This window comes from Methylobacterium sp. 190mf, assembly GCF_900107945.1.
In the GTDB taxonomy this organism is placed as follows: domain Bacteria; phylum Pseudomonadota; class Alphaproteobacteria; order Rhizobiales; family Beijerinckiaceae; genus Methylobacterium.
In genome coordinates, this window is record NZ_FNVI01000052.1 from 1 (window position 1) to 19,186 (window position 19,186).

The 19,186-nt window shown below is 67.7% G+C and carries 17 protein-coding genes and 2 pseudogenes; 3 read left to right on the forward strand and 16 right to left on the reverse strand.

The window, feature by feature from the left end; genetic code table 11:
- From C4T42_RS32650 to C4T42_RS30420, 3 genes are all read left to right on the forward strand, one after another.
- On the forward strand, positions 1 to 1,491 hold a 1,491-nt coding region (locus C4T42_RS32650), incomplete at its 5' end, for a hypothetical protein (RefSeq protein ID WP_244603327.1).
- Positions 1,492 to 1,890: 399 nt separating this feature from the next.
- A complete protein-coding gene (locus tag C4T42_RS30415; protein WP_244603328.1) occupies positions 1,891 to 2,361 on the forward strand; it encodes a MucR family transcriptional regulator in 471 nt (156 codons plus the stop codon).
- 428 nt (positions 2,362 to 2,789) lie between these two features.
- Positions 2,790 to 3,626, forward strand: coding sequence for a glutathione S-transferase family protein (locus C4T42_RS30420; protein WP_146074085.1), 837 nt, complete (start codon positions 2,790 to 2,792; stop codon positions 3,624 to 3,626).
- A 119-nt stretch (positions 3,627 to 3,745) separates the two neighbouring features.
- Here C4T42_RS30420 and C4T42_RS32940 read toward each other — a convergent pair.
- The 16 genes and pseudogenes from C4T42_RS32940 to C4T42_RS30500 form a co-directional block, all read right to left on the reverse strand.
- Positions 3,746 to 4,009, reverse strand: a pseudogene (locus C4T42_RS32940) (transposase).
- Positions 4,006 to 4,651 (reverse strand): annotated as a pseudogene (locus tag C4T42_RS30425) (transposase). Before C4T42_RS30425 ends, C4T42_RS32940 begins: the two co-directional pseudogenes overlap by 4 nt.
- A 2,044-nt stretch (positions 4,652 to 6,695) precedes the next feature.
- Complete coding sequence (locus C4T42_RS30430; RefSeq protein WP_020096402.1) at positions 6,696 to 7,433, reverse strand: haloacid dehalogenase type II; 738 nt, start codon at positions 7,431 to 7,433, stop codon at positions 6,696 to 6,698.
- A 17-nt stretch (positions 7,434 to 7,450) separates the two neighbouring features.
- On the reverse strand, positions 7,451 to 7,813 hold the full coding sequence (locus C4T42_RS30435; RefSeq protein ID WP_020096401.1) for a hypothetical protein: 363 nt from the start codon (positions 7,811 to 7,813) through the stop codon (positions 7,451 to 7,453).
- A gap of 149 nt (positions 7,814 to 7,962) precedes the next feature.
- Complete coding sequence (locus tag C4T42_RS30440; protein WP_158684273.1) at positions 7,963 to 8,871, reverse strand: 5'-methylthioadenosine/S-adenosylhomocysteine nucleosidase; 909 nt, start codon at positions 8,869 to 8,871, stop codon at positions 7,963 to 7,965.
- 384 nt (positions 8,872 to 9,255) lie between these two features.
- Positions 9,256 to 10,497 carry a cytochrome P450 gene (locus tag C4T42_RS30445; protein WP_020096399.1) on the reverse strand — a complete coding sequence of 414 codons (1,242 nt, stop codon included), beginning with the start codon at positions 10,495 to 10,497 and terminating at the stop codon, positions 9,256 to 9,258.
- Complete coding sequence (locus C4T42_RS30450; RefSeq protein WP_103986481.1) at positions 10,490 to 11,815, reverse strand: FAD-dependent oxidoreductase; 1,326 nt, start codon at positions 11,813 to 11,815, stop codon at positions 10,490 to 10,492. The genes C4T42_RS30445 and C4T42_RS30450 overlap by 8 nt, the downstream gene beginning before the upstream one ends.
- A complete protein-coding gene (locus C4T42_RS30455; protein ID WP_020096397.1) occupies positions 11,812 to 12,027 on the reverse strand; it encodes a ferredoxin in 216 nt (71 codons plus the stop codon). Before C4T42_RS30455 ends, C4T42_RS30450 begins: the two co-directional genes overlap by 4 nt.
- A 333-nt stretch (positions 12,028 to 12,360) precedes the next feature.
- Positions 12,361 to 13,587 carry a pyridoxal phosphate-dependent aminotransferase gene (locus C4T42_RS30465; protein ID WP_020096395.1) on the reverse strand — a complete coding sequence of 409 codons (1,227 nt, stop codon included), beginning with the start codon at positions 13,585 to 13,587 and terminating at the stop codon, positions 12,361 to 12,363.
- Between the two features lie 8 nt (positions 13,588 to 13,595).
- Positions 13,596 to 14,294, reverse strand: coding sequence for a glycosyltransferase family 2 protein (locus C4T42_RS30470; protein ID WP_020096394.1), 699 nt, complete (start codon positions 14,292 to 14,294; stop codon positions 13,596 to 13,598).
- Between the two features lie 3 nt (positions 14,295 to 14,297).
- Complete coding sequence (locus C4T42_RS30475; protein WP_103986482.1) at positions 14,298 to 15,350, reverse strand: radical SAM protein; 1,053 nt, start codon at positions 15,348 to 15,350, stop codon at positions 14,298 to 14,300.
- The gene (locus C4T42_RS30480) at positions 15,347 to 16,705 is read right to left on the reverse strand and encodes a glycosyltransferase 87 family protein (protein ID WP_103986483.1); all 1,359 of its coding nucleotides are present in this window, start codon (positions 16,703 to 16,705) and stop codon (positions 15,347 to 15,349) included. The genes C4T42_RS30475 and C4T42_RS30480 overlap by 4 nt, the downstream gene beginning before the upstream one ends.
- Positions 16,702 to 17,445: a DUF2064 domain-containing protein gene (locus C4T42_RS30485; protein ID WP_103986484.1), complete on the reverse strand. Its 744-nt coding sequence runs from the start codon at positions 17,443 to 17,445 to the stop codon at positions 16,702 to 16,704. Before C4T42_RS30485 ends, C4T42_RS30480 begins: the two co-directional genes overlap by 4 nt.
- Before the next feature lie 19 nt (positions 17,446 to 17,464).
- Positions 17,465 to 17,872, reverse strand: coding sequence for a hypothetical protein (locus C4T42_RS30490; protein WP_244603329.1), 408 nt, complete (start codon positions 17,870 to 17,872; stop codon positions 17,465 to 17,467).
- A gap of 116 nt (positions 17,873 to 17,988) precedes the next feature.
- Positions 17,989 to 18,762: a molybdopterin-dependent oxidoreductase gene (locus C4T42_RS30495; protein ID WP_020096389.1), complete on the reverse strand. Its 774-nt coding sequence runs from the start codon at positions 18,760 to 18,762 to the stop codon at positions 17,989 to 17,991.
- On the reverse strand, positions 18,759 to 19,186 hold a 428-nt coding region (locus C4T42_RS30500), incomplete at its 5' end, for a cytochrome b/b6 domain-containing protein (protein WP_181049259.1). The genes C4T42_RS30495 and C4T42_RS30500, both read right to left, overlap by 4 nt.

Genomic DNA, 19,186 nt, shown 5'->3' on the forward strand with positions numbered 1-19,186 from the left:
TTCTACGCGGCCCACGCCGCGCGCTTCCTGCGTGAACGTTGCCGATTCGACGCGGGCGCATGCGAGACGAAGGTCACGGCGATCTATGTCGGCTGGCGCGGCGCGCGGGTCGACGAGCGCGGGCTACGCGACAGGTTTGGGGCTTGGCTCGGCGGCTTTTTCGGCGACCTGTCGGCGGCCGCGACGCTGTTCGACCGCAAGCCGGTGAGCGAGGCGGTCGCTCCGGCGGCAGTCTCGGCGCTGCGCACCGTCGAGGCGGCGCTGAGGCGGCCGGCTCCGGATGGATCTGACCGACACAATAAGCTCGTGGTGGCCGGCCATAGCCTCGGCGGCAACATGCTCGCCACCGGCTTGAGGGATGACCTTCTGAAGGCGGTACGGCGCCACCGCTTCGGCGAGGCGTTGCCACCGGTGCTCGGCGACCTCGTGGTTCTCATCAACCCCGCCGCCGAGGCGAGCAAGTGGACGGCCCTCCAGCGCGCGGTCTGGGAGCGGGTCGCAACGCCCGTAGAAGCCGCGCCGGAGGAGGTGGCGCGCGACAGCGGCTTGTTCCCGATCGACCAGCGCCCGGTCATGCTGTCGGTAACCGCGGCACTCGCCTTCCCGGCAGGCGGTTTGCGGCCCGGCGACTGCGCCTGGATCAACCTGGACGTCGACGACGGCTTCCAGGAGGCGCGGGCACACATCCGGCAGCGGCTCGCCGGCACGGACGCCATGTTCAACGCCGGCGTGGATTACGACTGGGCGACCCACGACCTCTTCCCGGCCTTCAAGTTCGACTTCCGGCCGGCGGCGGCTTTCCTTGAACGGAGTGCCGCGCGCATCGAGCGTAGGCCGCCCCGAGGCATGAGCTGCGCGGTCCCGCGCGAGCCCGATCTCCTCGACGCGATCCTGACGGCGCCATTGCGGGGCCTATCCCTGCTCGCCGCGACATTCCCGTTCCAAGTCAGCCTCCCGGAGGAGTCGCATACGATCGGCAACCTCGACCCGCCGCGGCCGGCCGCAGGAGTGCTCGCAGATGCGCAACCCTCAGCGGCGCCGTTCGGCACGACGCATGAGATGATGGGGCTCGCGGCGACCGGTTCGGAGCAGAACCACGCCTACGGAACTCTCGCCGACGCCGACATCACGTGCCCGCGGGCGAACCGCTGGTTGAGCCGGGCACGGCGGCGGCAAGACGCGCGGCACGGGCTTGGATGGGACAGCCAGAACCTGGCTCCGCCGGACCCCGAGATTGATGGCCAGGGCGCACCGGCGGTACGGTTCCAGCACGGCCTGCCGTTGACGGGCATCGCCCCGATCACGCTGGCAAACGATCCATTCTGGAACGTGCGCGCCTTTGACAACGCGCTCTCACGCCACGACGGCTACCGGCTGTCCTCGTTCATCTGCGCTCTTAGCCAGTTGGTGATGGACGACGTCGCGGGCGAAGCGTCGCGCACCCAGGAAGACGTCCCAGCCGCACGCTATAAGCCAGGCCATCCCCATTGATCCCGCGCGATCTGCAAGGCTTGCGATGCGTAAGCGAGTCCGCCGCCTATCCGTGCCGCTTGATCCTGGCGGCATCCGCGGGCTCGGCGGCCGATATTTTCAATCGGGCCAGCTTGGGCCCCGGCGACCCATTCGGCTCCTCACCGGAGGCAGGCGCAGCGCGCTTGTCCAGGGCGATTCCGATTTTCCTCCAGCCGATCTGGATATGCGGATCGCGACTAAGGCTGCCATTTCTTGGTCCGCAACTTCTAGACTTTAATTAACATTCAAATCACTCGGTGGCATATAAATCTGAGTAAATCTAATCAACATTATAAGGGATTGGGCGCAAGGCTGGCTTATCACCCACATCCAGACAAACAACATCGCAACCTAGAGCTCACATTAGGATTACAGGACTTGTCAACAGATACCAATCGAGGCGAATTGAACCTTCCGGCGTTGGCCGGCGAGATCGTCGCCGCTTACATTTCGAACAACCCCGTTCCGGCTCCCGAGCTTCCGAAGCTTGTTCGAGACGTGCACGGCGCACTCGTCGGCCTAATCTCCGGCAGCGGTGCCATCCCCACCCCGCTCGACGAGGTTAGGAAGGTGACTACGACCCAAATACGCGAGTCGATCCAGCCCGACGGCATCGTGAGCTTCATTGACGGCAAGAGCTACAAGACGCTCAAGCGCCACCTAACAGCGCACGGCCTCGACCCACACAGCTATCGCGCGCGCTTCGGACTACCAGCGGATTACCCGCTGGTCGCCACCAGCTACGCCGAGCGGCGCTCGGCGCTTGCCAGGGCGATCGGCCTCGGCCGTCCGGGCGCGATGGCAGAGAACGTCGACGCGAGCCGCGATGTCGACGGCAGGAGGTGCTGAAAACCCGATCTGGAATCGGCTCGACCCCGTCTTTAGCGTATCGAAGGGCAAGACTGAGCCGCTCGTGGCCTACCGAAACTTGGCACGCATGATCACCCACCCTTCGGCTTGGCCGGTTCAGGTGCGATCGCCGTCCATAAGCCGTGGGGGGAGGGTGGTTCCACCCACCTCAACGCATCACAACGGGTTCTGTTATAGCCTCTTCGCGCAGGTCCTGGCGCCTGTGGAGGCGCCAGGGCTGCATTTCAGTGCCGCAGCGCGCATCCATCCGGCACATCCGCAGCCCCGGCGATGTTCGTGAAATGGGCGGTGCGAGCCGCAAGCCAACCGTAGACCGCGCGACGTAACGATTTGGGTTCGGTACCGAAAGAGTATGGCAGCGGCACTCTATCAACCTTTTGCCGCTACAGTGCCATGAGGACCAAATAGTGCTCAAGCTGTATCAATATCCCGCTTCGATCTGCTCACAAAAAGTGAGCCTGGTCCTTGCAGAGAAGGGCCTGGAGCATGAGGGGGTGTACGTCGACCTGGAAGGCGCCGAACAATACAGCCCCGAGTATTTGGCTATCAACCCGAACGGTGTCGTGCCGAGCCTTGTCCATGACGGCGTGGTGATTCTCGATTCCTCCGCAATAGCAGAGTACCTCGACGAGAGCTTTCCCAGCCCACCTCTTTCGCCTGCCGATCCAGCTGGCCGAGGTGACATGCGGCGCCTGATGCGCTTCTTCGAGCAGGTTCCTACGCCGGCAATCCGCTACCCGTCCTGGCAGAACTTTTTCATCCCAATGTTCGTGGCTGCGGGCCAACTTGGACAATTCCGGCAGTCTGCCATCCACCATCCGCATCATGGTCATTTCTACGGTCTTATCGGCGAGGACGGGCTGCCGGCGAGGCTGCTCGACGAAGCGAATGAAGATCTAAAACGGACTTTCGAGCAGATGGATGCTGTCCTGGCCGATCGGCGCTCCTTCCTGCTTGGGAGTGATGTGACGTTGGCGGATCTTATCATCCTGCCCGTGATCGTTCGTGCGGAGGATGTCGGGCTTGAGCGGTTATGGGCGGATCGGCCTGCGGTGGCCGGTTGGTATGCCCGCATGCAGGCCAGGTCGTCATTCGGCACGGTATTTGGGCCGGCGGGTACCCGACTGCGTGCTGTTGGAGGAAAGATGCTAGGCGATCGGACTGTCGCGGCTTGGCCTGTACAACCGAAAGATGCTGCCGTGCGTCGCGGTCGTGTTGATATGGATGCGTTCCGCGACGGTTGACGGGCGTGGTCGACGACAGTGTCTGACCTGACCGGTATCTTGGACCGAGCCGAGTGAGAAGCTACTGCATGGCTCCTGGGGGGTGTCAGGAATTCCGTGTAGTGGCGGCAGGTTGAAGATCAGGCCGCCATGGCCCGGGTGAAGCGCTCGTCGAAGATGACGGCGAACTGCGCCTTGGCCATGACCCACTCACGGGGCCCCATCTTCCACGCCTTCTCGGAGCGGTTCAAGACCAGGTAGAGCAGCTTCAGCGCGGCCTCGTCGATCAGGACGTGACCGCGGGCGCGCACAGCCCGGCGCAGCGTGGCGTTCAGGGCCTCGATGGCGTTCGTCGTTTACAGGATCCGGCGAACCTCGCCGGGGAAGGCGTAAAACGGGATCACCTCGCCCCAGGCCCGCCGCCAGCTCTGGGCGATGGCCGGGTAGCGCCGGCCCCACTCCCCGCCTCGAAGGCCATCAAGGCCGCCTCGCCAGCCGCGGCATCAAGCGCGCGGTAGATGTCCTTGAGCGCTCCCGCCACGAGCTTGCGGTCCTTGTAGGCGACGAAGTCGAGGCTGTGGCGCAGGAGGTGGGCAATGCAGGTCTGGACCAGCGCCTCGGGGAACACCGCCCGGATCGCGTCGGGGAAGCCCTTCAGGCCGTCGACCACGGCCAGCAGCACGTCCTCGACGCCGCGGTTCCTGAGCTCGTTCATGACCCGCAGCCAGAACTTGGCGCCCTCATTCTGCTCAAGCCACAGCCCGAGGATGGACGGCCTTCTTCCGGACGACGCCCTCGTCGCGCACCTTGATCCGCAGGGCATCGAAGTACACGATCGGGTAGACTGGCTCCAGCGGGCGGGCTTGCCAGGCAGCGACCTCCTCCAGGACCGCGTCGGTCACCGCGCTGATCAAGTCGGGTGAGACCTCGATGTCGTAGAGCTCGCGCAGGTGCCCAACGATCTCCCGGGTGCTCATGCCGCGCGCGTACATCGACACGATCTTGTCGTCGAAGCCGGGAAAACGGCGCTGATAGCGGGCGATCAGCTGCGGATCGAACGCCGCTTGCCGGTCGCGAGGGTCGAGAGTTCGATCCGGCCGGTCTCAGTCGTGACCGTCTTGGCCCTCAACACAGCCGCTCAGTCGTCGTGGCGCTGCCGTGGAGAACCTATCCCATAGCGCGTCCCTCCATGCGGTGTCAGTCGTACCGCCACACAGCGAGACCAAACATCTGGTAGGCGCTCCCTCCTATGTGGTCTACTTGGCGGCGAAGGCTGTGACCTTGCGCGGTTCCGCGAGGCGCTCTGGCGAGAGCTCAAGGGCGACGGCATCCGCTTGCTAACGATTTCTGAACATCGTGGTCGCGCGACGCTTCGCCCAAATCTCGACGAAACGGGATTATGCGCTGGCCTCCGCCGGGCGCCTTGCTCAGTGCACTACCGGGATTGATCTCAAGCACGACGTGCTCGGGTACTTGGGCCGTGTGCCGGGCCTTGGGTGAGGCCCTGGGCGAATGGTCAAAGCGGCAGCACGTCCGGGCTGAGCTGTTGCGCCAGTGAAGCGGGCTTCGTCCGGCTCCACAAGCAGAGGAGTGCGAAAGTCGCTGCTGGGAGAGCCCGCTCAATGAGCCACACCTGAAGACTGGCGGGCACCGACCACAGTGCAGGCCGGACGGAGAGAAGAAGTGCGCGGATCATGGCGGACCTTGGATAATTTCAGCGGTTCAGCAGCCGGTACAAACGGAGATCCGGATCAGGTGGCTGAGGCGACGGATTTCAGTGCCGAGGGCGGGCTTGTGGAGCCAAGACGCGAATCGAGCGCAGCTCCGGTAGGCTTAATGCCCGTGAGGACGCGACCTGCCGGAAGAGCGCCGCTGCTTCGAGATGCGGCATCGCCGCCACATGAACCGTCGGGGCCGTTTGAACGGACTGGCATACGATCGCGAGCCACGGCGCTGCCCAGGAGGCCGAGAGGCGGTATAAGCATGGCGGCGACAGGATGATGAACCGGAACATAGCGAGTTACCTTAGCTTGCCTGATCCCGGAGAACTCGCCGAGGTCTAGATCTCGGTTACCCGTCGCGGGTGCGACAACGCACTCCGCCGGCCCAGTGCTAACGATTGGGCCATCGCCTACGGTATCGTCTCCCGTGTGATCGATGAGTTGGGGCGCACCCTTGAGGCTGTCTGCAACGAGTGCCTCCTGAGTGCAGCGTTGGCCGATCTCCTCGATTAGCCGGGGAGTACCACGCCCGCAGACCGATGATCGTAAGGGACGCCTTGGACTTACGCGGCAAAAGAGGAGAGTTCTTCTCTTGGAAGACGAGGGTTCTAACGGCAGTCCGCTACCCCTACGTATCCTGTTGAGGCGGTCCGGCTGGCGCAGACGCGCGGCTAGTCTCGTCGGAAAACCATCGCCGATCTGGGCGTAGGGCTGCCAATTTTGAGCATCTGAAGCCACTGCCGGCGTGATTGGGAGATGGACGACCACCCCGCGGTTGAACACCACTCGAATGCATCGACTAGTTCGGTCACCGGGTGTTCGCTCCTACCGGCGGCGGCGAGCTCCAGGAACTGATCCGGCTACGCGTTAATCTGGGGAGCCTCCTCGGCGGGGCTCAAGTCACTGAGCCCATTGACAATCCTCATTATAGCTTCGGACGCGACCTTCGGCGTGTGATCGGGATGATCGAGTATTAAGGCTGGACGTGGGAAGCCAGAATGCATGCGCCAATTCGATCAGCGTATGACTCTAATGAGGCCGAGAAGTCGCCTCGATAGATTTCGTTGATGCTTCGAGCAGACCTAGCGGGGTCCGGTGCAGTCACTCAGAGGATACGGAGCGTGGCGTCGGTGGCGAAGGGACCGGCTGGTTGCCATATGTTCCGGCGCAGGCCGAGCTACTCCAGCCGGTCGAAGAAGCACCACTCGAGCCTAGTCCGCTCACAAGCGAGGCCGGTAAGGGACAGGAACGGGGTGTGGGGTCGTAGGCTCAGACCTCGATACGCACCGACGGCTGCAACTCGTGGCCAATCGATCAGCACGGCCGTCGCTGATCGGTTCGCAGAGGTGCTGGGCGCCAGAGCACGCCGCTATAGGCGCTCTGGGAGGCCAGCCAGTTCGCCCAACGATCCGACAGTGACATCAGGCTCGTAGCCCAACCCTTCCACCTGGGTGCGCAGCGACTTGAACATCGTCGTCGGCGCGATTGCCCCCTCCGCTGCAAGCTCCCGCGCGAGCGCAATCGGCGCGACCCGCTCGATGCGCACCACGCGGAAGCCGAAGCTCTTGGCCCCGGCCACGTCGAAACCGTTCGACGACACGAAGACCACCTCGTCGGGCCGCAGCCCCAGGCATTCTTCGACAAGTTCATAGGCGCGCGGGTCCGGCTTGAACACCCGCCGTCCATCGACGCTGATCGTCGCCTCAAGATGACGCTCGAACCCCGAGTTGCGGACCAACGCCGCCAGCATGCCGGGACTGCCGTTCGAGAGGATCGCACGGCGATAACCCGCCAGCGCGCATAGCGCGGATTCGGCGTCCGGATAGGGCGTCAAGCGGTTGTAGGCCTCGGCCACGTCCTCGAACAGGCGCTCGTCCGGGGTCAGCCCCAACGTCCCGAGGGTGTAGGACAGCGACTCGCGCGTGACCGCCCAGAAATCCTCGTATCGTCCCATGAGGGAACGCAGCCAGCTGTACTCGAGCTGCTTCAATCGCCAGACCTGCGTAATATAGGCGCCATGGCCGGGAAAGGCGGCGTCGGTCACGGCCGCGACCGATTGCACATCGTAGAGCGTGCCGTAGGCATCGAAGACGAAGGCTTTGATCACCGGATGTTGTACCTTGTTCAAGGGCTGGGGCGGGCTGTGGCGGGTGCGGGGCCGATTCGGGCCTTAAACATCACGGCATCAAGGTAAGCGTCGGCGTCCGGCTCGTGCCGGCTGACGAAGGCGCAAAGCGCCGCACCGGGGAGCCCAAGCGGCATGCTCAGTATCGCCGGGTTCATGATCGGGAAGACGGCTCCCAGGAAGGCCGGCCCGAGCAGCGCGAAGGCGACGGGCGAGACCATTTCCGTCGCCATGCCTCCGATCACCCCCGCCGCGTTGAACCGCCGCCAGAACGGCGACAGCACGACAACGGTGAGATTCGCGCTCGCGGCTATGGATGTCGCCGGGATGACGAGCACCGCGACGTTCAGACCTCGCCGCATGTCCGACTCCTGAGGTCCTGGCTGATCCTCTCAATCAGCCCCGGTCCAAAGCCAACCTGTCCTGCAATTTAAGGCGGCCCGCGATGCGCCGTCGCACGCGATCTGCGCGTGATCCGAAACAGAATGTGAGACGGGTCAGCCTGTCATACTCACTTTCCAGGGCGAAGCTGCAAGAGGATCGCGCGCAGAACGGCGACGGCATTCCGCGACGCGAGGCCCTGGAAGGCTTCCATTTCGTTCGAACTGGCATCTCCGCCAGCTAGATCGGACAGGCTGCGGATGGACAGGAATGGCACCGCGTTCATGGACGCGGTATGCGCCACCGCGGCCGCCTCCATGTCCACTGCTTCGGCCTTGAACGCTCGGTGGGCGAAGTCTCGGAAAGCCACGTTGTCGACGAAGGCTGGCCCCGAGATACCGTTGCCGCCCACGACGACGCGCGGCGTCGCGTGCAGGCATTTACGATCAGCCGTACAGGTTTCGAGGGCGACACCGGCCGACGTTTTTTGGGCGGCGTCTAGCAGACGGGCATTGACTGGAAACCACGTGCGCAAATCGGTCCCGCCCGCTGAGTTCTGTATTCGAACGGGCTGCGGGAAGATCATCCCAAAGTTTTCGGTCTGCGGTGCAGGGAAAAAGCTCGGCAAGGTGTATCGTCCGCCCCGCTCTCGGGCAAACACCGAGTCCAGGTACTCGCGCCATTGCGCCGGGATGACCACATCGCCAATATGCAACTCGGGATTGATTCCACCCGAGATGCCCATGACGATGATGCCATTGAGCATGTAGCGGTCGATGGCCGTCTGCGTTGCTACAGCCGCGTTGACCGGGCCGATGCCGCTTTCGATCACCACGACGGGCGTACCCTCGATCCGCCCCGTGACGAAGGTCACTCCCCCGTATCTAGCCTCCTGCCGATCGGTGAGCGAAGGCAACAGCGCCTGCCATTCCGGCTCGTAGGCGCACAGAATTGCCGTGCGCATGTCGCCTTCTGCATTCGCCTCAGCGCGAACTGATGCGTATGCGAAGGACGCCAGGGTGACGAGTACGGCCGTCAACCTTCCGATCAGGGTGTGGGCGCCCCGAGGGCAAACGGTAGCAGCGACTCGACCGCTGTAATGCATCGACATATCGGCTCCATCTGAGTCAAAAAGTTGGCAGTAACCTTAATCTAGAACAAGCATTTCCGGTGCTACTGATGCTCGCCGCCAAGCAACATCATAGGTTAAATGACATGTCTATAGCAACACTGAGGTATCGGTCCCATAAACATATTCTCAGAGTGGCGGCGATGCTATCAACCTCACCGAGGCCGGCATAGATTTCTTGTGTGACATCTATGGGCGCCAAGCTCGCTGGAACGAGTGCACTGCCGGTCCCGCTCAGCTCGACGATCGCGCATGGTTCTCGGGATCGCCCCAGCATCATGCGCGCCTGGAGGATCAGGCGATCCCCGCTATAGTGATGCCGAGGTTCTTCGGGCCGCGCAGCGAAGCGCCCGGCCGGTAGGGCGGCGGGTCGTCCATGAGCCGCGGCGCGACCAAGCGCCGACAGAGCGTGACGAGGGCGATCTCGGCCTCGATCCGCGCCAGCGGGGCGCCCACGCAGTAATGGAGGCCCCCGCCGAACCCGAAATGCTGGTTGTCCGGCCGGTCGGGATCGAACTGGTCGGGCCGCGCGAACCGCGCCGGGTCGCGGTTTCCGGCCGCGAAGAGCAGGACCACCGACGATCCTGCCGGGATCGTCGTTCCCGCCACGTCGATGGCACCGAGCGCCTTGCGGGTGCGGAAATGGACGGGGGGTTCGTAGCGCAGCATCTCCTCGATCACGCGGGGTGCCCGTTCAGGGTCGGCCTTCAGCTTCTCGAGCTCCTCGGGATGCCGGAGCAGGGTGAGCATGCCGTTGGTGATGAGGTTCACCGTCGTCTCGTGACCCGCGACGAGGAGCAGGATCGCTGTCGAGATCAGGTCGATGTCGCCCATGGCCGGGCTCGTCCGGTCGCCGCGGGCGGCGAGGCCGCTGAGCATGTCGTCCGCCGGACGGCGGCGCTTCTCGCGGATCAGCCGGCGCATGTAGTCGGAGATCGCGTCGAAGGTCGCCGTGATCTCCCGCCGTCCCGCCTCGTCGTGGCGCGCGTCCGGCTCCAGGGCCGTGGCGAGACGGATCGCCCAGGCATGGAACTGCGCCTCGTCGGCCTCGGGCACGCCGAGGAGCTCGCAGATGACGGCCACCGGCAGCGGGTAGGACAGGTCCTCCACGAGGCAGACCGTATCGCGGCCGCGGCACCTGTCGATCAGGGTATCGACCAGCGCCGCAACCTTGGCGTGGGAATCCCGTACCCGGGCGATGGTGAACTCCTTCATCACGAACCCGCGCAGAGTGTCGTGGTCGGGCGGATCGCGGAAGATCAGCGGGCGGTGGGCGTTGACCACCCGGTTCCGGATCGGGTTGAGGATCCAGTCCTTCAGGGGATTGCCCGTGGCGGGCCGGCGTGAGGGCGGCAGGTCCTCCGAGCTCAGCCGGGGATCGAAGATCAGGCTCCTGAGGGCGGCATGGGTGCTGACGACGTAGCTGCCGTCCGCCTGCCGGGAGACGGGCGTCTCACGCAAGCGTGCGTAAAGGGGATAGGGATTCGCCCGGTTCCTCGGATCGAGGACCTGCGCGAACAGCGTCTCGTCAGGCATGGGCCATCTCCAGAGCCGGGACGGCTCGGTTGGAGGATCGCCGCGGGCTGGGGAAGCCAGGCGCCAGGGTCTCGATTCGCGGCTGGTCGGTGGCGCCGAGGATCGGCGGGAAGGCCGCCCCGGTAGCCACGGCCTCGGCGTAGGCAGGAAGCCAGCGGGCCTGATCGAAGGAGAGGGCCGCGACGGTGCGCCCGGCCCGGCCATAGACGGCGAGGAACCGGTGCGACGCCCGAGATCCCTGGACGATCGCGAGCGCATCCGCCCCGTCGGTCAGGCCGGCGAGCTTGATGTTGAGGCCGAACTGGCTCGACCAGAAGGCCGGCAGGTGTTCGTACGGGCCTTGGTCCGCGGGCGGGGCGAGCATGTTCGCTGCCGCGTGCCGGGCCTGATCCACCGCGTTGCCCCAATGCTCGACGTTCACGAGATGGCCGCCGGTGAGCGGGTTCGGCCAGCGCGCGACGTCTCCGGCCGCGTAGATGCCGGGATCAGGCTCGCCCGTCATGGTCATGGCGCGGCAGGCCGCGTCGCAGGTCAGACCGCGCGCGTCGGCGACGAGGCCGGCTGCGGCGAGCCAATCCGTGTCGCGCGTTGCGCCGAGGGCGACGATGACGAGGTCCGCCGCGATCACCGCGCCGCCCAGCAAGTGGGCGCGCCTCACCTGCCCCACGTCGCCGGAGAAGGCCTGCACCTCGGTGTTCAGGCGAAGGTCCACACCGAATTCTTGCATCCGTCCTGCGAGCGTCGCCCCGATCGCGGTGCCGAGCAGGCGGGCGAGTGGTGTCGGGTTGGGATCGACGAGGGTGACCGCCAAGCCGAGATCGCGGCAGCAGGAGGCCGCCTCGCACCCGATCAGACCGGCGCCGACGATGAGAACGCGGCTCGGCCGACGCGCCAGCGCGCTCCGCAGGGCGCGGGCATCCTCCAGGGTCCGGATCGTGAAGATCCCGGCGAGATCAGCGCCCGCTCCGGGCCATGGCCGCGCCCGGGCGCCGGTGGCGATCAGGAGCTTCGCGTAGGAAAGCGTCGCCCCGTCGGCGAGGCGCAGCTCCCGGCGTTCCCGATCGAGGGCGACGGCCGGCTGGCCGAGCCGCCACTGCGCCTGCAGACGGGTGAGTTGCGGAAGCGCCGTCGCCTCGGGGGGAAGCTCGCCCGCGAGGACGTGCTTGGACAGCGGCGGCCGGTCGTAGGGCTTGTGCGGCTCATCCCCGACCAGGATCAGAGGCCCGTCATAGCCGCCGTCCCGCAGCGCCTCCGCGCCCCGCAGCCCGGCCAGGGAGGCGCCCACCACGACGATGGCCTGTCGCTGGTGGTCGCTCACGGTACGTCGCCCTGCGCGAGACCGGCGGGCTCGATCGCGATCGCCCGAACCGGGCAGGCCTGCTGCGCGCGCTCGATCTGCGACCGTTTCGCCTCCGGCGGTGCTGGATCGTAAAACAGGATCTCGTGGCCGCGCACCTCGAAATGGTCCGGAGCAGCGTAGCAGCACTGGGCGTAGCCCTGGCAGCGGTTGAGATCGACGACGACACGCATGCGCGGGCTCCGAAGGGATGTGTGAATCATGTCCAGGCTCCTAGTCGGCCTGAATCCAGCGCCTCGCGAGCGCAACGGTAGCCGAGCTCGGCCGTCGTCTCGAAGCTCGACCACGCACGCAGGTCGACCCCGGCCAGGGCGGCCTTGAGCAAGACGGCGGCGCGGGTGACGGCCGCCAGGGTCTGGGCGCCGCTCGACACCATGGCGGAGCGCAGGAGCAGGCGCGCGATGCCGGGAAGCTGTTCCGAGATGCCGAGGAAGCGCCGGAACGCCTGTGTGTGGCACTGGCAGCCGGAACGGGCGCCAAGTCGCAGGTATCGAGCCGTTCGGAGCTCATCGGCCGGCGCGTCGCCGCAGGTGATCCGCGAGGATCCCGAGCGCCGGGCCGCTGCCGACGCGGCCGAGGCCGAGGCGCAGGCGGTCCGTGGGGACCGATGCCAGCTCCGAGTGCCAAAGGGCAGAGGGCAGCACGAGGACGCCGGTCTCGGACGCGAGTGCGCGCGCGAATGCGGCCGCCCCCTCCCGACCGCGGAAGCAGGGACAGGCGAAGGCCAAGTTGGTCGGCTCGTCCGGATCGAACAGGTCCGGGTAGCGGTCGAGCAGCGCCCGCAGGCGGAGATGGTTTTGTTGCCCGATACCGCGGGCGCGGCCGGTCAGGTGCGGCTCGGCCTGCAACGCGACCTGCGCCAGGATCTCGCTCGGCCCGGCGAGGCAGCTCGACAGCAGGCTCTTGGCGGTGAGGACGCGGTCGAGCGCCCCACGGTCGCGACAGGCGGCCCAGCCGACGCGCAGGCCCGGAAGCCCGAACCCCTTCGACAGCCCGTTGATGGAGATCCCGCGCTCGTACAGGTCGACGACGGGCGGGACGGCGCGATCTTGGTCGAGTTCCGTCTGGCGATAGACCTCGTCGTTGACCAGCCAGAGCCCGTGTCGGCGGCAGAGGTCGATCAGACCGTCCAAGGTCGCTCGATCCAGCGCCGCACCGGTCGGGCTGTTGGGGAAATTCATCAGCACGAGGCGCGTGTTCGGCCGAATGGCCGCCGCGAGGCGGTCGAGGTCGAGGCTCCAATTCCGGTCCGGACAGAGGGCGACGCCGTCGGTCGCGCACAGCCGCGTCACGACCAGTTCCGAGGGCTGGTAGATCGGCACCACCACCACCGCGTGGTCGGCCGGACCGAGCAGCGCGCTCAGCACGCAGGTCACCGCTTCCTGTGCGCCGGCACTGATCAGCACGTCGTCGGCACCGAGCTGGTGGTAGCGGGCGGCGGTGGTAGCGCGCAGCCAAGCGGCGCCGCGCGGGTCGGCGTAGCCGAGCCCGACCTTCCGCCAGCGCCGACGCTCCTCCGGGCCGGCAAGACGCAGCAACGCGGCGAGCGTCAGTGGCTCTGAGTCCGAGGCGGCGAGGTCGTGGTGCGCACAGCCCGACCAGCGGTCGAGATACGCCGCCAACGCGAACGCTCGCGACGGGGCGATCCCGTGATCCTGCCGCGTGTCGGGGCCGGGCTCCTCGATCCGGCTAGCGGTCAGCAGGCCCGGTGCAGCGTCGTCCTCGAGCGCCATCGCCGACCTCACGCGCCCCGCCCCGGCCCGGCGGCGACGCGCAGGTAGGTCGCGCCGATCCGCGTCGCGGCCCGCAGCGTCCCACCGAGCGAACCCGCGACCTTCGAGGATCCGCCCAGACGGCGCCGGTAGGGCATCGGCACCTCGCGGATGCGCAGGCCAGCGCGCGCGGCCTGCATCTGCATCTCGATGTTCCAGCCGTAGGTCAGCTCGCGCAGGTCGAGGGCCTGCAGTGCGGCGCGGTCGATGGCGCGGAACGCGCACATGTCGGTGTAGCGGACGCCGTAGCGCAAGCCGATGCCGAGGCCGGCGAGGCGGCCGGCGAGCACTTGGTGCCAGAGCATGGATCCGGGCTCACGGCTGCCCAGGGTGCGCGAGGCGAGGACGAGGTCGTGGTGGCCGGCGAGCACCGGACCGGCGATCCGGTCGATCAAGTCGCCGCGATCCGCGCCGTCCCCGTCGAGGTAGACGATCACGCGCGAGGCCGGGTCGGCGGCGGCGGCCCCGAGCGCGCAGGCCCGGCCGTAGCCGCGCCCGGCCTCGATCACCCGGGCGCCTGCCGCCCGGGCGATGGCCTGCGTACCGTCGGTCGAGCCGCTGTCGGCGACGATGATGTCGCCCGCGTATGCCGGCGGGATCTCGCGGATCACCGCGCCGATCGCCTCGGCCTCGTTCAGGGTCGGGATGACGATGCTGACCGGGTGCATCGCTCAGAGACTCCAGCGCAGGCCGCAGTTCTGGCACGGGGCGGGCGGCGCGTCGGAGAGGAGCGATGTGCGGAAGTCGCGATAGGCCGCGCCGTTCCAGATCTCCCGGAGCGTGGCCTGCGTGGCGTCGCCCAGCGTGTAGTTGGAGTAGCCCCGCACCGAGAACGGCGCGATGCAGCAGGGCAGCGCCCGTCCGTGCGCGGTGAAGTACATCAGGGACCAGGGCCGGCGGCACGTCGCCCAGGCGCGGTCGTCCTGCCGTTTCAGGCTGATCCCGGGCTCGGTCGCGCCCGAGGCGTCGAGCGTCACCCCCAGCGAGCGGCCGATCGCCTCGGCTTCGGCGATGGCGGCAGCCTCCGCAGACTGCGTGCTCTCGAACAGCGACAGGTCGGCGCGGGCCATACCGTATCCGACTTCGTCGAAGACGAGGCGCTGCAGGTGCACCTCGGTCACGCCCATCTCGGCCGCGAGCCGCACGAAGGCCGGGAGCTGATCCACGGTCTCCTTGAGGCCCGTGAGCCAGAGCGAGACCCGGGGCGTCGTGGCGCCGGTCGCCTTCTGGAATGCGACGAACTTGCCGACGTCGCGCACGATCCGGTCGAAGTAGTCCTTGCCGCGCACTCTGCGGTAGGAGGCCCGGTCGGCGGCGTCGAGGGAGACGCGCAGCTCGTCGAGACCGGTGTCGATCAGCTCCTGGAAGCGCTTCGGCTGCATCAGGGTCCCGTTGGTGTTGAACAGGACGTAGGTGCCGCGGTCTTTGAGGTAGCGGACCATCCGCGGCAGGTCCTTCACCAGCATCGGCTCGCCGACCCCGTGGAGCACGACCCGGGCGACGTTCGGCACCTGGTCGACGACCCGCGTGAACAGCGCCCAGCTCATGTCCGCCGGGGGTTCCAGGGTCTCGAAGGTGCGCGGGCAGGTCTCGCACAGCAGGTTGCAGCGGTTCGTGACCTCCAGATAGAGGCAGACCGGCGGCGCCGCGGCCTCAGAGGCGCGGTCGGCACCGACCTCCTCGAAGTAGCGGCGGGGGTCCTTCAGGGCGGCGGAGGCCGTCATCGGGCGGTTCCTTGCGGGAGGGCGGCCTGGGGCGCCGTACGGGCCTGCCACAGGGAGCGGGCGGCCAGGACGAGGGCCGGGACGAAGACCAGCGACGGCCAGAGGAAGCGGTCGTTGAACGGATCGATCAGGAACAGGATCGGCGCCGCGCCGAGCCAGATCAGGGCCGGGGCCGGCGCGACCACCGCGGGCAGGGCCAGCCAGGGGTAGTACCAAGCGTAGTGCGGGCTCGCTGCGCAGGTGGTGAGGGCTGCGAGGATCCCGGCGTCGCGGCAGAGCGCGACTGCGTCGGGCGCGGGTGCCCGGTCGCGCCCGAAGGCGATCCGGAGCGCGAGCGCGGCGAGTGTCAGGCCGGCGCAGGCCAAGTAGGTCCGCAGCAGGCTCGGGGGGCTGAGCCCGAGATGGCCGAGCCCGGCGAGTAGCCAGTAGCCTGCGCCGGTCTCGTAGCCCTCCTCGGCCCCGTAGCCCCCTGCGAAGCCGAACACGTCCCGGCCGGCGGTGAGGTAGGGCAAATATAGGACGGCGATCACGGCCGCCCCGATGAGGATCGGTCGCCACAGCCGGCCACCGCGCACGAAGGCGGGCGCTACCGCGACGGGCAGAACCTTCACTAGCGTCGCCGCGCCCAGGAGCGCGCCCGCGAGCCCGTAGCGACGGCTGGTGCGAGCGAGCAGCGCCAGGCCGAGGAGACCGATCGCCACGGCGTCGACATGCCCGTCGCGAGCGAAGGACCATAGGGCGAGCGGGTTCCAGGCGTAGATCAGGATGCGGGCCTCAGGCAACCCGGCGCCGCGCAGGATCGCGAGCATCGCCAGCACGCCCAGGGCCTCGAAGCCCAGCATCGCGAGCTTCATCCCGGTGACGCCGTGCGAGACTTGGCCCACAGCGGCGAAGACCATCTGCGCCGCGGGCGGGTAGATCGTGCGGGCGTAATCCTTCCGGTTGATCAGCGGGTAGATGTCTGAGTCGCGCAGCCGTTCAAGAGCCGGATCCGCCGGGATGTAGCGGTAGGGGTTGATCCCGGCAGCCTGGACCTGTCCGTCCCAGACGTAGCGGTAGATGTCGGTTGACAGGAATGGCGGCGCCAGAAGCAAAGCGGCCCGCGTCAGTACGGCGACGCCGAGGATCGTCCACAGCGCCGCCCGCGGCAGCCGCTCGCGCAGCACCGTGCGTACAGCGAGTAGGTAGACCACGAGGTCGAGGAGCACGACGCCTACGAACGCTCTGGAGTCGGCCGCCGAGCCGACGACCTCGGCCCCTGGAACGTGGATGGCGAGCGCACTCACATTCACGGCCAGCAGCAGAAGGCCCAGTGCCGCGAGCTGGCGCGCGGGGCTGGCGAGAAGCCGGGTCATGCCGGTACGGCCTCCGACGCCTGTGCGAGCCGCGCCAGGACCGCGCGTGTTGCCGGTGCGGCGTAGCCGACCCGGTCGGCGGAGAGCCGGGCGAGCGAGGCAGCGTCGTCGACGTCGTACCAGGGCTCCAACTCGACGAGATCAAGGCCGATCTCGCGCGCCCGGGCGCGGGTGGCGGCCGCGACGGTGCCGGTGCTCCAGGCGATATCGGCGAACAGGCGGGCATGGGCCCGCTTGAGGCCGAGAATGTAGTAGCCGCCGTCGTCGCAGGCGCCGAGCACGGCCCGATCCCCCGGCGCGAGCAGGAGCCGAGCCGACTGGATCAGGAGGCGCGTCGGAAGGGTAGGGATGTCGGAGCTGAGCACGCAGGCGGCCGCATGGCCGTGCGCGAGCATGCCCTCGACGGCCTGCAGCAGGCAGCGGCCGAAGCCTTCGACCGCCGCTGGGGCTGGTGTGCTTCCATCCGCGAGGACGAGGTCTGTTCCGACGGCCAGATGGGGGACCACCAAGGTCTCCGCGCCGCGCGGTGCGTAGGCGGCGTAAGCGGTGATCGGCGCGGCGCGCGCCGCTTCCAGGATGTTGCCGGTCGTGTCGCGCAGGAAGGCGGCGCTCAGGAGCGCGGCCTGGTCAGGCGTCAGCGGCGGGCACAGCCGCGTCTTGGAGCGACCGCTCCGCGGCGCCTTGGCCATCACGCCGATCGCGCAAGTGGCGGCCAGTCCGGACGTCGGTCCCAGTGCCATCTCCGAGGCTCCTGCGTGATCAGTGGAAGGGCCGGACGATCCCGATGCGGAGCGTCTCGTCCGGCGGTATTTCGGTGCCCGCGCCGGGCGCGAAGGTCGGCAGCGCGCGCAGGCGCTCCGGAGTCAGGCCCATGAGGGCGACGTGCTCGCCCAACAGCGCCACCGCCTCGACCGGCACGGCCACCAGCCGGGACCCGAACCCGCTCCAGGAGACCGGTCGCAGGCCGAACCAGTCCAGACCAAGAGCACCGTCGAGGCGCACGGTCACTGCGACGGCGCCGTCTCCTCCGCGGACGAGCCCCGTGACACGGCCGAGGACGGGCTGCGACTCCTCCGGCTGGAGCAGGAAGCGACCGGGGAGATCGCCGACGCGAACCGGCTGGGGAGACCGGTTTGCGGCGCGCCCCGCCATCTCAGGGGCGGTCATGCCGGGCTCCGGCATGTGGTCGGGTGTCGGCGAGGGACCGGCCGTCTGCGCCCGCCCTGGCCCGGCAAGGGCCAGCGTCAGCAGGACGCCGAAGGCACACCGGAACGCGCGGGCGCTCATAGGCCGGCGAACCAGCTGAAGCCGCGGCTCTCCCAGTAACCGCCGGGATAGGTGTTGGTCACCTCGATGGCCGTGATCCATTTCGGATTCTTGAAGCCGAGCTTGACCGCAGTGCGCAGGCGCAGCGGATATCCGAAGGGGTCCGGCAGGTCCTCGCCGGCGTAGCGCGTGGCGAGCAGCGTCTGCGGGTGCAGCGCGCTGGCCATGTCGATGCTGCTCGGGTAGTCGTCCGCCGTCTTGAAGGCGACGTACTTGGCGGTGAGGTCGGCGCCGACGCGCTCCAGGAAGGCGCGGAGCGGCACGCCCGACCACTGCCCGATATAATCCCAGCCCTCCACGCAGACGTGGCGGATGATGATCTCTCGCTCGGGCAATTCCGCGATCTGCCGCCGCGTCCAGGGCCGCTTGTCGGAGATCAGCCCGGCGAGTTCGAGCCGCCACGCATCGCCGTCGAGCGGCTTCACATCCTCGACATCGTAGTAGGCGTTAAAGCGCGGCGGCTTCAGGACCTGGGAGGCGGGATATTCGGGCGCCAGTTTGCGGGGATCGAAAAGGGCGGCCTGGACCCCGTCGTTGAAGTCCGAGACGGCGCGCAGCGCGCGGCCGACCGCGGTCGTGTCAGTCACGTCGCAGCCTGTGAGCATCGTGAGCGCGCCCAGCGTCAGGCCGCCGCGCAGGAGACCGCGCCGCTCAATCTGTCGGATCAGCGGGCGATGATCGTCGAGGATGCCGGGATCCGGCACCTTGAGGGGGCGGAAGGGGGACCTCATCGCGTCGCCTCCCGCGCCAGGACAGGGGCGTCCGAACGGCGGACCGGGCCACCGGTCAGCATCGCCCACAGCGTGCGCGGCACGAGCAGGGCCAGCACCACGTGGATGACGAGGAAACCCGCCAGCACCGCCATGCCGGCGAAGTGGACGAGACGCGCCCCCTGGAAACCGCCGAGCAGTGCGACGAGGCCGGAGAACTGGACCGGCTTCCAGATGGCCAGCCCGCTGACGACCTGGCTGAGGCCGGCCAGGATGGCGACGATGTAGAGGATCTTCTGGACGGCGTTGTAGGTCGTCAGGTCCTCGTGGGCGAGCTTGAGCCGCAGCGTGTCGCGGACCGTCTGCACGATGTCGCGTGGACGGATCGGCAGGAGGCGCTCGCGCAGGCGTCCGGTCGCGAGGCCGTAGACGAGATAGGCGCCGC

Coding starts and splice junctions, on each gene's coding strand:
- C4T42_RS30485 (WP_103986484.1), bottom strand. CDS start 17,445: ATGGCACTGGGACCGACGTCCGGACTGGCCGCCACTTGCGCGATCGGC.
- C4T42_RS30445 (WP_020096399.1), bottom strand. CDS start 10,497: ATGCCTGACGAGACGCTGTTCGCGCAGGTCCTCGATCCGAGGAACCGG.
- C4T42_RS30490 (WP_244603329.1), bottom strand. CDS start 17,872: ATGACCGCCCCTGAGATGGCGGGGCGCGCCGCAAACCGGTCTCCCCAG.
- C4T42_RS30470 (WP_020096394.1), bottom strand. CDS start 14,294: ATGCACCCGGTCAGCATCGTCATCCCGACCCTGAACGAGGCCGAGGCG.
- C4T42_RS30455 (WP_020096397.1), bottom strand. CDS start 12,027: ATGCGTGTCGTCGTCGATCTCAACCGCTGCCAGGGCTACGCCCAGTGC.
- C4T42_RS30465 (WP_020096395.1), bottom strand. CDS start 13,587: ATGGCGCTCGAGGACGACGCTGCACCGGGCCTGCTGACCGCTAGCCGG.
- C4T42_RS30495 (WP_020096389.1), bottom strand. CDS start 18,762: ATGAGGTCCCCCTTCCGCCCCCTCAAGGTGCCGGATCCCGGCATCCTC.
- C4T42_RS30475 (WP_103986482.1), bottom strand. CDS start 15,350: ATGACGGCCTCCGCCGCCCTGAAGGACCCCCGCCGCTACTTCGAGGAG.
- C4T42_RS30435 (WP_020096401.1), bottom strand. CDS start 7,813: ATGCGGCGAGGTCTGAACGTCGCGGTGCTCGTCATCCCGGCGACATCC.
- C4T42_RS30480 (WP_103986483.1), bottom strand. CDS start 16,705: ATGACCCGGCTTCTCGCCAGCCCCGCGCGCCAGCTCGCGGCACTGGGC.